At 64.5% G+C, this 18,670-nt stretch carries 17 protein-coding genes and 2 pseudogenes; 5 read left to right on the forward strand and 14 right to left on the reverse strand.

Features of this window, described 5'->3' with window-relative positions; genetic code table 11:
• The first annotated feature begins 325 nt into the window (after positions 1 to 325).
• A complete protein-coding gene (locus R3P93_RS23940) occupies positions 326 to 553 on the forward strand; it encodes a heavy-metal-associated domain-containing protein (RefSeq protein ID WP_094686187.1) in 228 nt (75 codons plus the stop codon).
• 129 nt (positions 554 to 682) lie between these two features.
• Here R3P93_RS23940 and R3P93_RS24670 read toward each other — a convergent pair.
• The 6 genes and pseudogenes from R3P93_RS24670 to R3P93_RS23965 form a co-directional block, all read right to left on the reverse strand.
• A pseudogene (locus tag R3P93_RS24670) lies at positions 683 to 897 on the reverse strand (transposase); the annotation flags it as partial.
• 148 nt (positions 898 to 1,045) lie between these two features.
• Positions 1,046 to 2,164 (reverse strand): hypothetical protein, encoded by a 1,119-nt coding sequence (locus R3P93_RS23945; protein ID WP_262498634.1) that lies wholly within the window; start codon positions 2,162 to 2,164, stop codon positions 1,046 to 1,048.
• A pseudogene (locus tag R3P93_RS23950) lies at positions 2,161 to 3,326 on the reverse strand (site-specific integrase). Before R3P93_RS23950 ends, R3P93_RS23945 begins: the two are co-directional and overlap by 4 nt.
• A 189-nt stretch (positions 3,327 to 3,515) precedes the next feature.
• Positions 3,516 to 4,754 carry a TniQ family protein gene (locus R3P93_RS23955; RefSeq protein WP_262498633.1) on the reverse strand — a complete coding sequence of 413 codons (1,239 nt, stop codon included), beginning with the start codon at positions 4,752 to 4,754 and terminating at the stop codon, positions 3,516 to 3,518.
• The gene (locus R3P93_RS23960) at positions 4,751 to 5,716 is read right to left on the reverse strand and encodes a TniB family NTP-binding protein (protein ID WP_262498632.1); all 966 of its coding nucleotides are present in this window, start codon (positions 5,714 to 5,716) and stop codon (positions 4,751 to 4,753) included. Before R3P93_RS23960 ends, R3P93_RS23955 begins: the two co-directional genes overlap by 4 nt.
• 4 nt (positions 5,717 to 5,720) lie before the next feature.
• Positions 5,721 to 7,403: a Mu transposase C-terminal domain-containing protein gene (locus R3P93_RS23965; RefSeq protein WP_262498631.1), complete on the reverse strand. Its 1,683-nt coding sequence runs from the start codon at positions 7,401 to 7,403 to the stop codon at positions 5,721 to 5,723.
• A gap of 168 nt (positions 7,404 to 7,571) precedes the next feature.
• On the opposite strand from R3P93_RS23965, the gene R3P93_RS23970 reads away from it, so the two are divergent.
• Entirely contained in the window at positions 7,572 to 8,108 is a 537-nt protein-coding gene (locus R3P93_RS23970) for a bleomycin resistance protein (RefSeq protein ID WP_256991998.1), read from the forward strand.
• 95 nt (positions 8,109 to 8,203) lie between these two features.
• Here the strand turns inward: R3P93_RS23970 and R3P93_RS23975 are convergent, their stop codons facing one another.
• The 6 genes from R3P93_RS23975 to R3P93_RS24000 all read right to left on the reverse strand — a co-directional run bounded on the left by R3P93_RS23975 (position 8,204) and on the right by R3P93_RS24000 (position 12,964).
• The gene (locus R3P93_RS23975) at positions 8,204 to 9,445 is read right to left on the reverse strand and encodes an Nramp family divalent metal transporter (protein ID WP_094651183.1); all 1,242 of its coding nucleotides are present in this window, start codon (positions 9,443 to 9,445) and stop codon (positions 8,204 to 8,206) included.
• Positions 9,446 to 9,544: 99 nt separating this feature from the next.
• On the reverse strand, positions 9,545 to 10,378 hold the full coding sequence (locus R3P93_RS23980) for a cytochrome c biogenesis CcdA family protein (RefSeq protein ID WP_094650920.1): 834 nt from the start codon (positions 10,376 to 10,378) through the stop codon (positions 9,545 to 9,547).
• Positions 10,375 to 11,007, reverse strand: coding sequence for a TlpA disulfide reductase family protein (locus R3P93_RS23985; protein WP_128645990.1), 633 nt, complete (start codon positions 11,005 to 11,007; stop codon positions 10,375 to 10,377). The genes R3P93_RS23980 and R3P93_RS23985 overlap by 4 nt, the downstream gene beginning before the upstream one ends.
• Positions 11,004 to 11,639 carry a TlpA family protein disulfide reductase gene (locus tag R3P93_RS23990; protein WP_094651184.1) on the reverse strand — a complete coding sequence of 212 codons (636 nt, stop codon included), beginning with the start codon at positions 11,637 to 11,639 and terminating at the stop codon, positions 11,004 to 11,006. Before R3P93_RS23990 ends, R3P93_RS23985 begins: the two co-directional genes overlap by 4 nt.
• 55 nt (positions 11,640 to 11,694) lie before the next feature.
• On the reverse strand, positions 11,695 to 12,330 hold the full coding sequence (locus R3P93_RS23995; RefSeq protein WP_094650922.1) for a vitamin K epoxide reductase family protein: 636 nt from the start codon (positions 12,328 to 12,330) through the stop codon (positions 11,695 to 11,697).
• Positions 12,305 to 12,964 carry a DsbA family protein gene (locus R3P93_RS24000; protein ID WP_094650923.1) on the reverse strand — a complete coding sequence of 220 codons (660 nt, stop codon included), beginning with the start codon at positions 12,962 to 12,964 and terminating at the stop codon, positions 12,305 to 12,307. The genes R3P93_RS23995 and R3P93_RS24000 overlap by 26 nt, the downstream gene beginning before the upstream one ends.
• A gap of 135 nt (positions 12,965 to 13,099) precedes the next feature.
• Between R3P93_RS24000 and R3P93_RS24005 the strand changes: the two genes are divergently transcribed.
• The 3 genes from R3P93_RS24005 to R3P93_RS24015 are packed head-to-tail and all read left to right on the forward strand — an operon-like array spanning position 13,100 to position 16,046.
• Positions 13,100 to 13,498 carry an ArsR/SmtB family transcription factor gene (locus tag R3P93_RS24005; protein ID WP_094650924.1) on the forward strand — a complete coding sequence of 133 codons (399 nt, stop codon included), beginning with the start codon at positions 13,100 to 13,102 and terminating at the stop codon, positions 13,496 to 13,498.
• Positions 13,491 to 15,698: a heavy metal translocating P-type ATPase gene (locus R3P93_RS24010; protein WP_094650925.1), complete on the forward strand. Its 2,208-nt coding sequence runs from the start codon at positions 13,491 to 13,493 to the stop codon at positions 15,696 to 15,698. The genes R3P93_RS24005 and R3P93_RS24010 overlap by 8 nt, the downstream gene beginning before the upstream one ends.
• Positions 15,699 to 15,704: 6 nt before the next feature.
• Positions 15,705 to 16,046, forward strand: coding sequence for a DUF3703 domain-containing protein (locus R3P93_RS24015; RefSeq protein WP_256987778.1), 342 nt, complete (start codon positions 15,705 to 15,707; stop codon positions 16,044 to 16,046).
• A 9-nt stretch (positions 16,047 to 16,055) separates the two neighbouring features.
• Here the strand turns inward: R3P93_RS24015 and ccsB are convergent, their stop codons facing one another.
• Entirely contained in the window at positions 16,056 to 17,018 is a 963-nt protein-coding gene (gene ccsB, locus R3P93_RS24020) for a c-type cytochrome biogenesis protein CcsB (protein ID WP_094650926.1), read from the reverse strand.
• A 4-nt stretch (positions 17,019 to 17,022) separates the two neighbouring features.
• Positions 17,023 to 18,648, reverse strand: coding sequence for a cytochrome c biogenesis protein ResB (gene resB, locus R3P93_RS24025; protein WP_230074466.1), 1,626 nt, complete (start codon positions 18,646 to 18,648; stop codon positions 17,023 to 17,025).
• Between the last annotated feature and the right edge of the window lie 22 nt (positions 18,649 to 18,670).

The raw sequence follows: 18,670 nt of genomic DNA on the forward strand, positions 1-18,670 counted from the left end.
CGAGCATCCTCAATAACGCGCCACGGTGGTCCCTACCCTCTGGCAACCAGGTGGTCCCATCACCCTGGCAAGCGACAGACACCGGGGTCCGACTCCGAGATATCCAGGAATGAGGACAACCGAAATACTTGGCGTAGACATACCCATAGGGGGTATAGTTTGCCTTGTCTAGATACCCCCTTAGGGTACTACAGAGCCCATGAACAATGAACGGAACCCGATGAACAACGTGTCAGATTTGTCGTTGACCGACCTTTCACCGAGCAGTGGCTGCGGCTGCAGTTCACCGCAGTCCACGACGACCACAGAATCGAAGGAGGCTCCCATGAGTACGACCAGCACGCAATACACCGTTACCGGCCTCACCTGCGGTCACTGCGCCGACGCAGTCACCACCGAACTCGAAGCGATCGACGGTGTCCACCACGTCAGGGTCGATCTCGTCGCAGGCGGTGAGTCGACGGTATCGGTCGACTCCGAGACGACACTCACTCGAGAACAAGTCACGGCCGCGCTCGACGAAGCGGGCGACTATCACTTGATTGCCGACTGATTCACTCGGTCAGTCCGGACACCGGAAACAGAGAGGTTCTTGGAGCTGTCGGCATCCTCGGCAATTCGGGAGCTCCGAGAAGGAAGGAGCGCGGCCGCATCGTGGTCGTTGACAAGTCGGCGTGGTCCTCTACGACAGAGGGAACGCCTGCCGCCGATTATGCCAGTCGAGAGTCTTCGGGTCGGTTGTTCAGGAGGTCGGCGACCTCGTCGAGCCGCTCGACGCTGCATTGGAAAAAGTCGGTGCCCTGGGGAAAATACTGACGTAGCAATCCATTGGTGTTCTCGCTGGCGCGCCCCGCAGCCACGGGAGTGCGGGTCGCAGAAGTAGGCCTGCACTCCCGTGCCAACGGTGAACTTGCCGTGTCCGGCCACCTTACAACTTTGATCCCGCGCATCGAACGACGCACCGCTGCAGTCAGTTCCAATATCTTGCGCGTCATCGTCCTCCGACACCGTCGACGCCGTAGATCGAGGAAAAGGTGCAGCAACGTCACCAACCTGAACGATCGCCGACCTCGAGCAGCTCCGCGGTGCGTTGCAGCAGATGCTCGATCCGGTCCTCGAGATCGTCGGTGATGCCGGGCACATCGGCCAAAGCGAAATGCGCGCGACGCCGGGCGTCGAGACCGATGCGATAGTAATCCGAATTCAGTACTGCTGAAACGGGTTCCGATACTGGGACAGTCACCTTCGAGTCCATCTCGCCGCGCCCCCGCGGGTGCGGAAGTGCACACCGTAGAACGTGTCGGGGCGGCTCCCCGGAGCGGTGGGCATCGATCACCGTCCCGACCGCAGCTGGCGTCATCGGATCGGCCGGTAACGGCATGTGGCCCCACCGGTCGATCGGTACAGCGACCGGACCCACACTCCGCGGCCACCCAGACATATCGGGAAAAGCGTTCGCCTGCAGATGCTCTGCGAGCAATGTAGTCGAGGGGTATCGATCCGAAAATCGCAGTACGGTGCGCCACCGTTCCCAGATCTCGGCCGGGCGAAACTGTGTCGACTGATTTGCTGCAATCCGGATACCGTGCCGGCCACCGATGCGCACGTCGGGGCCCGCGCTGGTGACGTCCGACCGATCGAGCGCCGATATTGCTCGGTGCGAGAGCCCGGCTCCCGACAACACAAGCAGAACCGCGTCCCTACGACCGAACAACGCCTGCATCGATCCCGCCGAGGGTAGCGCCGAGGCCAGTCCCCAGTAGTGTTCGGCGCGGCGTGCCGTTCGTGCGGACCGCCCGGAATCGAGCGCCATTCGCAGTGCTGTCGTACGCCCGGGCGGAGTATGTCCAGAATCGAGATGTCGGCGGTTGATCGCGGCGACCCTGCGGAGCTGCACAGCGTCACTCGCGGGGTTCGCAGTCAGAAAGTTCACCAGTGTGATCGGCGAGGCAGGCAGTGGCTCGACCTCGGTTGCAATGCACCAGTCCTCGAACAGCGCCCACTCGTAGCGGTAACCGCTCGGCGAAGCAGCTATGGGTCGGGTCGCTCCGGCACCGACTCCGCCCTTCTGCACCGACGAAGCACCGGAGTCATCGCGTCGAGCGCCTTCGCCGCGTTCCGCGCGGCCGCTGTGACTCGGATCGACGCCGAATGGACTGGTCACAGCCCGAGGTCGTTCACGGCGTTACCGATCAACGGCGCGTTCTCGCGGGCGTAGATTTCGACCATCCCCGGCGTGCTGTGTCCGGTCTGACGCATGATCGCGTGCGCGTCGGACCCATTACGGAACGCTTGGGTGACGAAGCCGGACCGCAACGAGTGCCCGCCCAACTGAGTAACGAGATCCGCGGCGTATCCAGCCTGACCGGCCCTGCGGCGAATCGCGGCGTGCACCGCAGCACCGGACAGTGCCGTCTCGGACAGGTTGCCGTTCTTCCGGATCGCCCGAAACAACGGCATCCGATGTGCGCAACTGGAACCGGTCCGCGGCAGACGTGCTGATCGAACGGCACGGAACGGGCAAGTGTACGGATCACGGCGACCCGGCCTCCGCTGTCGAACGCAGCGACCACCTGGATCCATCGGATCCACGCGCAGACTGGGCATGAATCGTGATTGGCGGTGTACGGCAACGCTTTCACTGCCCCGGTACCGTCCTGGTCGGTCTTGGATTGTCGCAGGTGCACGTGCGCACCGTCGAGCCGGTCGCGGCGCACGTCCCGACATTCGAGCCCCACGAGCTCGCTGCGCCGAAACGCCCCGGCGTACCCCATCAGCAGCAACGCGGTGTCGCGGCGTTCGAGTACTTCGCTGGCCCACCCGGCTACACCGGCGCGAGCGAGAGCGACGATCGTGGTAATATCGGACGTCAGCAGCGGGGCACGGGGATTGCGTGGCCGATCCCCCGCCGCGGCATAGTCGCGACGAATACCGGCTAGCGTGGCCCGCACCATCTCGTGACCGCAGGGGTTGTCGTGGCCGACCTGGCGATGCCGGTCGGCGATCGCCGCAATCCACTTGCCGAACGTCGCGGCCGCGTACGCCCGCGTCCCGTCGACGGTGAGCGTGTCCGCCGCAGCGACGAGGTAGGCCGCCACTGTCGCGGGATGCGCCGGCAACGCGTGGTGCCCGGCGACGGTGCACCAGGTCTCGAAGCGTCGCCACGCCGAGGAGTAAGCCCTACGGGTACCGGTCGAGCGCGATGCCGCCACCGACCGCTCGATCCGAGCAGCAACCTCAGGCGACAGGTCTGGAAACACCGCCGCGGCACCCGGCAAAACGACCGGAACAATGTTCGAGCCGTCTACGAGCTGGCGTTTCATCATGGGCAGGACTGTATCGGGCACCTCCGACACGGTTCTCGGACTGGAAACACGCTCACCAGGTGTTTCGTTCGAGACGGTGCGGGAAGGAAAATTCTCGTCGGTCACCGCACACAAACCGTGGGTGACTACAGGAGGCGATTGATTTCCGCGTAAGTCGGCGTAGAGAAACGTGTGGTGATCTAGCGCGCTTCAGTCCCAGTCCAATCGAATGCCGAGCTCGACGAAGGCATAGGCCAGCTCGTCGACGTCTTCTTCGGTGCGGCACCCCGTTCGAGCGAATCCGAACAGAGATCGGGCGGCGTCGCTGTCGACGCGGGCGGCGGCGACAGCGGCATCGATCGCCGCAATCACACCGTCCCAAGCGCTGCGGGTGGGTACCGGACTGCGAGACCCCGTCGGAGGGGTCCCCGGATCGACCGGCTCGTACCGTCGCGGGCGCAGCAGGCAGGCGTCAGCTCCGCTCGCGGTTATCTCATCGTTCTCCACCGCGATGATCGCGGTCGCGGCAGCAAACAAAACGTTCGCTTGCTCGTCCCACGGCAGTTGCTCGAACGGAACCCACGATGTCCGCAGCGGGCGGGAACAACCGGTGGACTTCCAGATCGCGCTCAGTGGCTTCGCCCACCATCCGGTGCGGACCAGAGGTGTTGATACCTCATCGACGACGGTGCGCAGCAGCCTGAACCACACTGCTGCCTGAACACGGCCCGCGACGAGCTCGACCGACCCGCTCGTCATGGCGGCGGCTGTGCGCCGGTCGATTTCTGCGACGACTGCTGGTACCGGTATCGGTGGTGCGTGTTCGTCCGAGCCTGCTGGTGTTCTGTCCCAGAACACCAGTCTCCCGGGTATCACAGCGCAGAATTCGAGCCGGCAGAGATGCTTGGTGCAGCTGGTCAGCATCGGGTACTGATGAGCCATCATGACCGCGATATCGGCGTCGGTGTCGAGGGCGTCGATGCACAAGGGGCATGCCCGCGTATCGAGCTTGCTCACCCAGGGAAGCCATGTGCCGGCTGCCGGTGTGCGTCGACGCCGATCTGCCATTGCCAGACCCGGTGGCAGTAGGACAGAGAACTGGTGGACGTAGGTGTCGAAGTCGCATTCACTGGGGTCGGTGCTGTCGAGCAGCCAGGGCGTGCAGCCCGCCAACGTCATCTCCCGCAGCCGTTCCGCAGTAGAGGTGCTCCTCTGGGCGAGCGCGTTCAATATCGGCTCGGGTGTGTAGCGGTCCAGGTCCACGCCCGAGGTGTCGACACCGAGCCCGTCGAGGAGGTCCGCGGCGGTGATCGACGAATACAGTGCGGTGGTCCGGGCCAGCCACGACGTCAGAGTCTCGCCAGGTAGTGGTTGCGGGTGCAGCGGCCACGGCGGATGCGCACTGTGGTCGAGCGCTGTGCGTGCTGCGGGGGCATCGGCTGGTGTCATGCCAGGTGCCGTTCGAAGTGGCGGCGGCGTTCGGTGGGCCCGGAGTAGGCGGTTTGGGTCAACACCTGTGAGGTGATTGATTCCTTCCCGGCTTCTATTGCGGTCACTGCGGCCGCGGTCAACAGCGTGGCCAGTTCGCCGATGGTGCCCTCACACCGGGTGAGGAGGTAGTCGGTCATCTCCGTCGATGTCAGGTGAGAGGGCGCACGCAACGGGAAGCTGGCGGTGAAGCTCGCCAGCAGGGAGCGGGTGTCGGTGTCGTTGGTCCAGATCGGCAGCGTCATGGGGTGAAATCGGTTCTCCAGCTGTGGATCGCTGCGGATCGCGAGGTACGCCTCTCGGGTGCCGACTCCGACGAGAGGGATCCGCAGTTCGTTGCCCAGAAACCGCAACAGGTTCAGGAATTCTCGGCGTACGTTGTCGCGGCCGGCGAGGACGTTGTGGAGCTCGTCGATGATCAGCATCCGAACTCCTGTCGCTCGCAGCAGCGTGATCGCTTGCTGTTCGAGTTCGTGGACTCGGTTCCGTGGGCGGATCGGCGTTCCGAGTGCGGCGAGCATCGCCAGGTAGAACCGTGCGGGTGCTGAGTCCGGAGGCATCTGCATACACAACATCGGTATCTGTTCGCGATCGGGCAAGCTGACAGTGGGGTGTGCACGGCGGAACTTCTCAACGATCATCGACTTGCCGTTGTTCGTCGGTCCGATCAGAAGCATGTTCGGCATTCGTTGTCGATCCGGCCACCCCAGCAGCGTCTCGAGGTGCTCGATGACCGACTGTGCACGCGGATACCCGATCCACCGTTCGGTGCGAATGTGCCTGATGCGTTGCGCTGCAGGCAGAATCGCGATCGATCTGACCGAACTTCGTAGGTGGGTGAGGTCTGCACTACCGGGGTCGATGTCTTTGCCGATACGGTCGGTGCCGTGGCCTTCGGGAGCGCTTCGGGGGTCGTTGTTCACCGTTTCACCACTCTTCGATGTCGTCGAATAGTGGAACCGACACGTCGTCGGTGCCTGGATCGTGCTCGGGCGGGCTCTGCGCGGCCGGTGGTGTGGTGACGCTGCTCAGATGAGAACGGCGAGTGCGATTACGTCGGGCTCGCTTGGTGTCCCTCTGTGCAGAGGTGGCTATCTGACGCATCTGCTCGATCATCGCGAACAGCGAGTGTTCATCAATGCTCGCTCGGCCGTGTTCTCGAAGGCGCGTGACCGCTGCTCGGTGTTCCCACGATGTCACCGCCGGATGCGACATCGTCCGGTACGGCACCTCGACATACCCGCTGCCGCTGTCGGGGTCCAGGACCCACACCCTGCTCAGATCTCGTGGATCACGTCGGATCACGAACTGACCCAACTTCTCTCGTCGAGCGATCCATGGTTTCAAGGCATTGGAGAAGTACTGGATGTGGTCGATGACGAACCCCGTCCGAGTCAGGCGGCGCCGCATGACCGGAAGGAAGTCCACCAGGAATGCGGTCTCGTCCACCACCGTCGACTTCGACAGAGCAGTGTCGGCGTCGGTGCTGCTGGCCCACTGCGCAGCCGGGCTCCGGCTCAGGCCGGTGTGCACGTCCGCGTGATACGCCGCGATCGCGAGAATCAGCCAGCGTTCCAATTCTCGCAACGTCAGCGCTGCTGTGCCCTCCGAATCGTAGCTGCCCCGCTGCGTCGGGTTCGAAAACGTGGTGCCGGGTAGTTCGTGGACCTGGGTCATGACGGTGCCGATGATGCGTTCGACGATCCCGCCGTAATGCGGCCTGCCGGGTGGGCGGTAGCCGAGGTCGATGCCGTGCTGCTCGCAACCGCGCCGTAGCGCTTCGCTTTTGAACTCGGAGGCGTTGTCGACGTACAAGGCGCGCGGCTTTCCGGCCATCGGCCACCGCACATCCGCGCCGAGGCCCAGTGCGTCGATCCATACGCTCTTGTCCGAGCACACCCTGCCCAGACACAATCCGACCGACACTGCGGACGGCGGATCGAGTGTGACGACGAAGCCCGGCACGCAGCGGCTGAAGACATCGATAGCAATCGTGAGATATGGACGTCCGATCGGCACCCGGTCGTATTCATCGACGATCATCAGATCGACCACGGTGTGATCAATCTGGACTTGCTGGAGAACCGCCGTCACCGGCGGCGGGACATCGCCCGCGGACTGCCGCGATCGGGCGGCGTCCGGTCCGCCACGTGACCGTGCGACGCGGCCCGGGTGCATCGCTGCGATCCGCGCGGTGACTGTGTTGCGGGCTGGGATAGGGAATCCCGCACGGTGACAGGCGAGCGCGATACGTCGATGCAGTGCTGCGACACTGAGCTTCTGGCGAGCCAGAAACTCGCGGTTGATGTGCTCGGCGATCACTTCTTCCACCTCGGTCGGCATCCGAGAGCGGCCGCGCCCGCCTACAGGAGCGGAGACCAACAGATCTGTGACCGACCCTCCCCCATTCCGGAGCCTGGACAGCAGCACGTACACACGCCGCGGCGAGACCCCCAACTGCTGCGCTGCATCCTCCACCACTGCGGTACCGATCGAGGATCGATCCACTAGTTCGCTGAGCACTGCGAACCGTGACCGTGCCTGCTCCCACTGCTCCGCCGACGCGGTCAGCACACCAGTCTCGGCGACATCGAACTTGTCCGCGTCCATCGCAGCCTCCGAACGCCCGGCCTGCGTGACCGACCGATTGTGCAGTCCACTTCTGCACTCAGAATGTCAGAAGACGACTGCAATCGGAGGTAAAACCCCAGGAATTTATGACGCCCACTTCTGAAACTGACATGGGTAATCCTGTCAGTTTCAGGAGTCGCGTTCACTGTGTCAGAAGTCGAATGCACTGAGCGCCAGCAATTGAGGTGGGTTCGGCTCCTCTCCTCCGGCCCGTCGGCGTTAGTGTTGCCTATGAGCATGTCGAAAGTGGTACCTGCGCTGCCGGTACGAGACATCGACACCGCTGTAGAGATATACGTCCGCGCGTTCGGCTTCACGACCCGGTACACCGACCCGACTTTCGCGAGGCTTACCCGCGACGACGTCGAGATCCACTTGTGGGCCGCCGACGACGACAGCTGGAATACCCGTTCAGACCCTGCGGCATGGCCGGTATGCAGCGGAGCCGAGACGTTCCTTGCCGGCACAGCCAGCTGCCGCATCGCCGTGGACGAGATCAACGACCTTTACGCCGAGATGTCCCGCGCGGGAGTTCTCCATCCCGCAGACGCGGGTCGTCCCGTCTCGACGGACTGGGGAACGACGGAGTTCGCAACTGTCGACACCGACGGCAATCTGATCACTTTCCATACCAATGAAAAAAGCCAACACGAGCCCGCCACGGCAAGCAACGGCGCACCCTGACCCCACCCTCGAGCAGAAACTCGATGACCCGGACGCCCGTCGATGCGCTACGCGTGTGAAATAAGCGCATGCTCGACACGTCCACCCGCGCGCAGTCAGGCCACGGTCAGATAGATCAGTGCAATGTTGAGTGCGACGACGATTCCCGCGATGAGCCATGCCGCGTATGCCGTGATCCGGTGATTGACATCGCCGCCCATCAGGATGCGGTCCGAGGTGAACCGCACCAAGGGAATCAACGCAAACGGAATACCGAACGACAGCACGACCTGCGAGACGACCAGTGCCCGACTGGGGTCGACTCCTGCTGCCAGAATTGCCAGTGCGGGAACAAGTGTCACCAGTCGTCGCACCAGAATCGGAATGCGCTTACGTAGTAGCCCATCCATGATCATCGCGCCGGCGTACGCCCCGACCGATGTCGATGCAAGGCCCGAGGCCAGCAGGCCCACCGCGAACAGCAGTGCTACCACCGGCCCCAGAGTGTCCCCTACTGCTGCGTGGGCTCCTTCGATGGAATCGACGCCCTCGCGGCCCCCCAATGTCGATGCCGCCAACAGCAGCATCGACATGTTCACTGCACCGGCCAGCAGCATCGCCAACCCGACATCGATCCGGGTGATCCGCAACAACCGCTGACGGACAGGCCCTGCCTCGGGGTGTCCGTGCCGGTCACGTGCTAAACCGGAGTGCAGGTACACCGCGTGCGGCATGATCGTCGCACCGAGCATCGCGGCGGCGATCAACACGCTTTCCGCGCCGTCGAACCGCGGAATCAGACCGGCCGCGGCCTCGGTGAACGATGGCGGTTCCACGACGACGCTGGCAAGAAATCCGACGGCGATGACACCGAGTAGCCCGAGAATCACGAACTCGAAGGGCCGTTGGCCCCGGCGATCCTGGACCATCAGCAAGATCATCGATACGGCCCCGGTGATGAGGCCGCCGATCAGGAGCGGCAGGTCGAAGAGCAGGTAGAGGGCGATCGCACCGCCGACGATTTCGGCGAGGTCGGTCGCCATGGCGACCACTTCTGCTTGCCCCCAATATGCCAGTCGCACAGTCCTGCTCGACTTCTCGCGAACGACTTCGGGCAGTGTCATTCCGGTGACGATGCCGAGTTTGGCGGAGAGGAACTGGACGAGACCGGCCATCACGTTCGCGGCAACGATCACCCAGACCAGCAGGTATCCGAACTGCGCCCCGGCGCTGACGTTGGAGGCGACATTGCCGGGGTCGACGTAGGCGATCGCTGCGACGAAAGCGGGTCCGAGCAGAACGAGGCCCGACCGAAACCTCGAGGGCGGCCGAGACGATCGGCGCTGCAGCACAGACATGACCACACCCTCCGGCACCAACAGTATGTCAGGACCCTGAAAATATAGTTCGGCTACCCGAACAATGCAATGCGGCGTGGTGGTTCGGCGACATCTCGATCAGATGGGCAGGATCACTGCACTGACGAATTCGTTGCGGATCCAGGCGATGAACAATCCCCATACTCCGGTCAGCAGAGCGATGCCGACGGCGATCATGATGACACCGCCCGCGACCTTGATCTTCTGTGAGTTCCTCCGAAGCCACCCCACCCCGCGCATCGCCGAACTCGAACCGAACGCGAGGACGACGAACGGTAGGCCGAGCCCCATGCAGTACGCGACGATGAGAGTGACCCCGCGAGCTGCGGTTGCACCTTCGGTTCCTGCCGCAACAGACAGAACGCCGGCGAGGGTGGGACCCAGACACGGTGTCCAGCCGAGCGCGAACACACCGCCGAGCAGCGGCGCTCCAGCGAGGGACGAGATCTGCTGAGGTGCGAATCGGGTGTCGCGTTGCAGAACGGGTATCAATCCGATGAACGCCGCACCCATGATGATCGTGATGACGCCGCCGACTCGTTGGAGTACTTGCTCGTTGATGCGCAAGGTGCCGATGACTCCGAAGATCGAGGCTGTGGCGAGGACGAAGACGATCGTGAACCCGGCAACGAACAACGACGCTGCGCCGGCCACACGCCAGCGATTCGCCAGCTCCGTCGACGAGGTGCCGATGGTCGAGGTGCCGGGCGATCGGGTATCGGCTGATTGGGCGTCGGCACCGGCGATTCCTGCCAGGTAGGACAGGTATCCCGGCACCAGCGGCACCACGCAGGGTGAGGCGAACGAGACCAACCCGGCGAGCGTGCATGCCGCGATCGCGAGCAGCAGTGGCCCGCTCGATGCCGCGTTCTGGAAGGCCGACCCGATGTCCTGGGCGAGAAGAGTCGTCATTCCGCGGCTATCCGTTCGACGACGGGAAGGAGATCGTCGGTGAGCAGGGCGCGCATGAAGACCGCGGCCACGCGGTGCTGACGGTCGAGTACCAGCGTCGAGGGGATCACGCTGGTCGGGTAGTTCCCGCCGAGGGCGACCAGTGTCCGCATCGAAGGGTCGTAGATCGAGGGGTAGGAGACGTCGTTGTCGACGACGAAGTCCTGCGCTTTGTCCTTCTGTGGATCTCTGACGTTGAGACCGAGGAACTGCACGCCGCGCTCGCGGGTGGTCTCGTAGACCTCTTCGAGGTCGTCGGCTTCGCCGCGGCAGGGGCCACACCACTGACCCCAGAGATTGATCACCACCACCTTGCCGTCGTAGTCCGACAGAGCGGTCGTCTTGCCTTCCTCCATCAGATCGGGGCCGGCGAGTTCGCCTATGGTACCGCGTGTTTCGGGGGGATCGTAGACGATGTCGGTTCGACCGCCGGGGGCGACGAAGTCGAAGCTACCTCCCGTGGATGCAGCCTGTGCGCCGTCGGAGCATCCGGAGATCAGTAGTACGACGGCAAGAATCGATCCGATTGCCGCGGTGGGCGTGGTGCCTTGACGGCGCGCACCGACCCACACTGGTGGGAGACGTGTCATGAGGTGAAATCCTTTACTGCAGTGCGGATCTGGTCTGTCATCTCGAACACCGTCGGGTCGGTGACGCGCTCGATCGTTCCGTCCGGGCGGAGGAGAAAGCTCAAGGGAAGGACCGGCGGTGCCGAGAGCGCGTCCAGGACGCTGCCGCCGTCGATGTAGTTCGGATAGCGGACGCCCAGTTGCGTGACCAGCGCGGCCGCGTCCGCGGGCCGGTCCTCGACGTTGATTCCGATGACTGGGATCGCGTCGGGTTCTGCGGCGTAGGCATCGACTACGGGCATCTCGGTGCGGCACGGGCCGCACCAGGATGCCCACAGGTTGATCAACGTCACCTCACTGCCGAGAACGTCGGCGAGATCGGCATCGCTGTCGCTGTCGCTGCCGATGCAGCGCGCTATCACTCCCGCCAGCGGACCGCCTTCGCGCGGTACCGGCGGCGGACACAGCGGTAGCGCTGTTGCTCGTGCCGCGTCACCTGGTGGGCGGGACCGTGCGGGTTCGGATACGACCGGCGCGGCATTGTCGGCGATGGCCTCTGACGGGCCGCGCTCGATGCCACCGGATCGTGGCCACAGTGCCGCGATCATTGCGACCATAAGCACGAGCATCACCACCGTTCCGCTGCCTCTCATCGCTTCGACTGTCCGCACCGCGGGCACCGCGCACGAGGCGAACACATGTCGCCGGTCATAGCAGTGTCGACCAATACGACCAGAAGCGCTGTGCGATAAGAGCAATCACCGTCAGGTACCACACGGTCAGTGGAATCGAGTGATTGCGCATCAACACTCCCACCCACTGCCGCCGGCCCGCACTCGGAGCCCCGCGGTCGAGGTTGCGCAGCGTGACGTACCAGAAGATCGGTACGGTGACCGCCCACACCGCCATGCAGTACGGGCACAGGGCGCCGATGTCGTACAGGCTCTGCGCGATCAGCCAGTGCACGAAGACTGCGGCAGCAGTGACACCGACCTGCATCGCACCCCAGAACCACTGTGCGAACACCGCACCGGCGAGAAGGCCGGCACCCACTGCCGCCACGACGGCGAAGCCTGCGATCCCGAGAAGGGAATTGGGAAATCCGAACGCAGACGCCTGCGGGGTGTCCATCACCGATCCGCAGTTGAGCACCGGGTTGATGCTGCAGGTCGGGGCGTAGGCGGGATCGAGCGCCAGAGCGAACTTCTCCACTGTGAGCACGAACGCGGCGGTCAGTCCGATCAGGCCGCCCACCAACAGCAGCCAGGGCAGGCTTCGAGCGAACGGTCCGCTGCGTCGGGTGAGAGCGGCTGCGGGGTCAGCCGAGTGCAGCGTCGAGGGCATCGGCGAGGTCTCCGTACGTGGTGGGTTCGATCTTGGTGCCGTTGAGGAAGAACGTCGGTGTGCCCTGCACGCCGAGCGCGATCCCGTCCGCGACGTCGGCCTCGATGCGCGCGAGCGTCGCAGGGTCGGTGTAGGCGGCATCGAAGGCGCTCATGTCGAGCCCTTGCTCGACGGCGAAGCTGCGGAACAACTCGTCCTGCGGAACCTGCTGTTCGCCCCACTGCGCCTGCGTTTCGTACATGCGTTGATACATGGCCTCGAATCCGCCCTGCTGGGCCGCGGCTTCGACTGCGCGTGCGGCTCGTTCGGCATTGAAGTGGGAGGCGATGGGAAAGTAGCGGGCCACGAAGCTCACCCGGTCGCCGTACTCTTCACGCAATTGCTCGATCGCCGGGTAGGCCGATCGGCAGGCCTCGCACTCGAAGTCGAGGAACTCCACGAACGTGACCCGGCCGTCGGGCACCGAGTTCAACCGATGACTGTTCTCGCGCACCGCAATCGAGGCAGGGTCGGTCGCGGCCTGCTCGGCGGCGGCAGCATCGGGGGACCCCGATCGATCCACCATCAGAAATACAGCCAACGCGGCGGCGAACACGATCACCAGGGACAAGGAAATCTTCAACGCTCGGCTCATACAACTACCTTCTCGATTCGTTCGGACTGATCAATGGGCCCGATATGGGCGTTTCGACTCGTTATGACACTAACAATCGTACGAACGTTGACCAAAGCCCTTCCCTAACGATCGCATGATTGTTAGATTGTGACCATGGCCTTGGAACCTCTGGACTCGTGCGATCTGTTGTGTATGGACCTCCCTCACGCCGAGAGGGTTCGCGCTACTCTGCCCGCGCTCGGCGATATCGAACCCGTCGCCGACGCTGCCCGAGCATTCGGCGACCCCACCCGACTGACCATCGCGCTCGCGTTGAACGCCGGCGGGCAGATGTGCGGCTGCGACATCGCGTGGATCGTGGGACAGAGCCAGAAGCTGGTCTCCCACCATCTCCGCAAACTCAAAGCCGCGGACGCCGTCACATCGAACAGAGAGGGAAAGTTGGTCATGTATGCGCTCACCGACCGCGGCACCCGACTGCTCGCGACACTGACCGAGGTACTGCCCACCGCCTCGACCGCCACTGATCTCACCGGGGTAGATCATGGTTGACGCGTGCTGCGGACCTACCCCGGCAGCGCCGACCACCGAATCCACTGCTGACGGTGCGGGCACGGGAGGTCCGGCTCCGACCGATGCACTCCCGAGGTTGTGGCAGGTCCGCGAGCTGCAACTCGCGTCGGCCGCCGCGATCATCCTGGGCGCATCGTGGTTGCTCGGTCGAACGGGTGCCGATGCGGTTGCGACCGTCGGCGCTCTGATCGCTGCCGCGATCGCCGCCGTCACCTTCGTTCCCGCGACGGTGAGAAATCTGCGCCACGGACGCATCGGTGTCGGCACGCTGATGACGATCGCGCTCCTCGGTGCCATCGCATTGGGCCAGATCCCCGAGGCCGCGATGCTCGGTATCTTGTTCTCCGTCGCCGAGGGACTCGAGGAATACGCGGTCACCAAGACCCGCCGCGGACTGCGCGCACTCCTGTCGTTGGTGCCGCCGACGGTATCTGTCCTGCGCGGTGGAACCGAGCAGGCCCTGTCCCCCGACGAGGTCGTGATCGGGGACATCATGGTGCTGCGGCCGGGTGAGCGAGCTGCCACGGACGGCACCATCGCTCGCGGTTCGACGAATCTGGACGTGTCTGCGATCACCGGCGAGTCCGTGCCCATCGAAGCCGGTGTCGGTGACGAGGTGCATGCCGGTGCCATCAACGGCGGCGGGGCCATCGAGGTCACCGTCACCGCGCCGGCATCGGAGAGTTCGCTTGCTCGCATCGTCCGCATCGTCGAACAGGCCCAGGACCGCAAAGGGGCCGGCCAACGGCTGGCGGACCGTATCGCACGTCCGCTCGTGCCCTCGATCATGATTCTCGCCGTACTCGTCGCTGGCGTCGGTGCGGTGCTCGGTGACCCCATGTTGTGGCTCGAACGCGCACTGGTGGTCCTGGTCGCGGCATCACCGTGCGCGTTGGCCATCTCGGTGCCGCTGTCGGTGGTGGCGGCGATCGGGGCTGCGAGCCGCAACGGGGCATTGATCAAAGGCGGTGCAGCAGTGGAAGAGCTGGGCCGCATTCGCGTCGTCGCCTTGGACAAGACCGGCACCCTCACCGCAGGACGACCGGAGGTCGTCGACGTCGTCACCGCTGCGGGAATCAGCCGCGACGACGCGCTGGCCGTTGCTGCTGCGCTCGAAGCGCGCAGCGAGCATCCACTCGCCCGCGCCGTACTGGCCTCCGTATCAACCGTCGCGGCAGCCGATGATGTCACTGCCATCGCCGGGCACGGCCTGACCGGCACCCTCGACGGAGCCCCGATCAGGCTCGGGAAACCGAGCTGGTTCGACACACACCCCAGCTCCGAGGAGTTCCACGCCGACGTCGCTCGTCTCCAAAGCAGCGGTGCCACAGTCGTTCTCGTCGAACGCGCCGGAGTTCTGATCGCTGCGATCGCCGTCCGCGACGAACTGCGGCCCGAGGCCGCCGAGGCTGTCCGCCAACTCACCGCGCTCGGTATCGACACTGCGATGCTCACCGGCGACAACGCGCTCACTGCGCAGGCCCTGGCGACCCAGGCGGGCATCACCGCCGTCCACGCCGAACTACTGCCCGAGGACAAAGCGGCCCTGCTGACCGACATCGCGGCCGGACGCAAGATTGCCATGGTCGGCGACGGCATCAACGACGCTCCTGCCTTGGCGACCGCAGATGTCGGGATCGCCATGGGCGCGATGGGAACCGACGTTGCCATCGAGACCGCCGATGTTGCCCTCATGGGTGAGGACCTCCGGCATCTACCGCAGGTGCTGGCCCACGCTCGACGCGCCCGGCGCATCATGATCGAGAACATCGCCTTGTCGATTGCCATCATCGGCGTGCTCGTCCCACTGGCTGCTACCGGTGTCCTGGGCTTGGCCACCGTGGTGCTCGTCCACGAACTCGCCGAAGTCCTGGTCATAGCCAATGCGATTCGCGCCGCCCGCACCACCCCCTTGGACGGTTTCGTGCCCCCGCCCGCGGCGTCCGGTGCCCTCAACGTCACGATCGCACCCGCAGCGGCCTTCGAGGATGCCTGCTGCGCTCCGGCTCCGACGCCGAGGAACACCGCACCTCTCGCATCTGGGAACCCACTGGCCTCCACCACCACAACGTCACCATCGGCGATCGGAGCAGACGATGGCAGCTCCGGGTGCTCGGATGGATGTACCTGCTGCACATCGACCCCCGCGCACGGCGAACTCTTCCGCGGACAGCGGTAGAGACCTGTGAGAGGTGATCGAACTGCACGCAGGCTCTACGAGATCGAAATGACCGCAGCAGCAGGGGCATCGACAACAGAGGTGCGCTGGTACCACCTCGAACGAGCACACATCCTCTCGCAGCCCTATCCGTGGTTGCATACTCGCAACCACGCCGCGATGTTGAAAGCTGCGGTGACAGAACATGATCGGCGCGAATCCTGGGGCCAGTTGATTCGGATCGTGGTCGCTGCTCCAGGATCGTGGTCGGGGCGATACCCGGCCGGTAACACCGGCCGGGTCGAGGCGGGACTGATGTCGCCGATGCCCATTCCGCAGGACCTTGCGGACGCGCTGGGGGGCACGTAGCGGGAGTCATCAGTTCAGGCCTGCGTAGGAGTGCAGGCCGGAGACGACCATGTTGATGATGAACAGGTTGAACAGCATCGCCACGAATCCGGCGATGTTGATCCATGCTGCGCGGGTGTTGCGCCATCCGCTGGTGGCGCGGGCGTGCAGGTAGGAGGCGTAGACGATCCAGGTGATGAAGGAGACCGTTTCTTTCGGGTCCCAGCCCCAGAATCGGCCCCATGCGGCTTCGGCCCAAATGGCACCGAGGATGACGCCGACGCCGAAGAGTGGAAATGCGAAGATCGTGGTCTTGTACGCCAGGATGTCCAGTGTCTGCGCGGAAGGCAGACGGGCGACGATTCGGCTCATTCTGCTCCCCGAGGCCTCGGGATGCTTCATGCGGATCAGGAACAGCGCGCTCGCAACCCCGGAGATCAAGAACACCCCGCTGCCGAGCGAGACGATCGAGACGTGCACCGGCAGCCAGTACGACTGCAGTGCCGGTACCACCGGTGCTGCGTCGGCGTACAGCACGGTGCCGGCGACGAACAGGAGGATCAACGTCGGCACCAGGACGAACAACCACAGGGTGCGCAGTTGCTTGGAGCGCAGCACCACCAGTGCAGCCAGTACACCGGCCGCGCAGGTGACCGAGACGAATTCGTACATGTTGCCCCACGGCGGCCTGCTGGCGGCGATCCCGCGAAGAACGATCGACCCGACATGCAACGTCAGCGCCACCATCACCAGCCCGAGTCCGGTACGGCCCATGCGTTCGGACGGAACCCGCCGGGGTGCGTCGGGAATGCGTCCGGGCGTCGTCGATGTCACTGCGATCACCCGCGTGCGCAGTCGCTCCATATTGTGCAGCTCCGCGCTACGGGTCGACGCGAGCTGGCCGAGGAATGCGATTGCTGCGAGGAGATAGACCACGAAGGCGGTCTCGAAGCTGATGTCGCTCCAACGAGCGAGGGTGTCGTCGATCGGCATGGTGCTACACCGTTTCTCTGTCGTGGGTCTCGGAGTCGCTCGGGGTTGTCTGCGGCCAGATCTGTGACCGGAGGGTCTGGAATTCGGGTCCCCAGCCGGCGTGATCGGTGCGAGCCAGGCCGCCCATGTCCACTCGCGAGAGTCCGTGTTCGCCAAGGTGGGCCCGGAACCAGACGCGCCGGCGTGTGATGACCAGGGACACCAGCAGTCCGGTCATCATCGTGACCGCGAACACGAGGACCCACCGCTGCGCGGGGTCGTATCCGACCTGGAGATTCGCGAATTCCTTGGCACCGTCGAACCGGACGAGGGTGCCGTCGGAGAGGGTTGTCGATTCTCCGGGCCGCAGGTTGACCCGGTCCTGCTTGACCAGCCGGCCCTGGTTGATCATCTCCTGGTCCAGGGAGAAGATCGACTGCGGGATGCCGGTGTCGAGACCGGTGTCGCCCTTGTAGATGTCCACTGCCACAGCGGGATCGACCAATTCCGGGAAGCGGGAGGAGAGCAGATTTCCGTTGAATTGCGCGGTGGGCGCGAAGAGTCCTTCGATGGCGATCTGGCCTCGGCGGCGTTCGTCGGCGGTGGCGTAGGTCCCCCCGGGTGGGTCGAATCGCAGCGCGCCGCTGCTGAGGAACGTGGTGGCGTCGTCGGGGCGGAACTGCAGGGCTTCGGTGCGGGTCTGGCCGTCGGGGAAGGTGACGGTGAATTCGGGGGCGTAGCCGTGTCCGGTGAGGTATATGCGTTCGTCGCCGAGCCGGAGGGGTTCGTTGACTTTGAGTTGATAGTCGCGCCAGGTGTCGGCGGCGATGTCGTCGGCGCTCTGGTAGGAGATGTTCGAGGTGAACATCTCGGCCTGACCGTTCTCGAGGTAGTCGGCGGTGAAGTCCTTGACCCGGATACAGAACGGCTCGAGTCCGGTGCCGTCGGTGCTGTTGCCGGCGCGGAAGGAGTCGTAGACGGCGGGAGAGGTGTTGCAGAAACCGGGTCCGTTGTCGGCGATGACGATGACCGAGCCTTCGTAGCCGAACAGTTTGCCGATGGCGATAGCGGCGAGCAGGCCGATCAGCGAGAAGTGGAAGAGCAAGTTCCCGGCTTCGCGGGTGTAGCCCTTCTCGGCCGAGAGAGTCAGTGCGCCATCGGGCTCGGGTCGAACGACGGTGCGCCACCCTTTCAAGTGCGGCGCGATGTCGGCGATCACCTTCTCGGGGTCGCCGGCGAGGGTGCCCGAATGATGCAACGGTAGTCGGGTGAGGTTTCGAGGCACTCGAACAGGTTGTGCGCGAAGAGCTTTGCCGTGCTCGATCAACCGGGGAGTCAGACAGCCGATCAGGGACACGAACAGCAGGACGTAGATCGCGGTGAACCAGGAACTTGCGAACACGTCGAACAGTTCCAGCGTGTCCATCACCGGCCCGAGAGCCGGGCGCGCGGCGATGTAGGCATCGACGGCCTGGGTATTGAGATTGCGCTGCGGCAGCAAAGCGCCGGGGATTGCTGCGGCGGCGAGGAGGAACAGCAGCACCAGCGCTGTACGCATCGACGTCAGTTGTCGCCACCGGTTGCGCAGCATCGCCACTGTTCTGCGCACCAGTCCCGGCGAGTGGGCACGGGGGTGTTCGTCGATCGTCATCTCCGCACGCCCTTCACCGACC

Origin of the sequence: Rhodococcus cerastii, assembly GCF_033042195.1 — a bacterium.
Classification (GTDB): Bacteria; Actinomycetota; Actinomycetes; order Mycobacteriales; family Mycobacteriaceae; genus Rhodococcoides.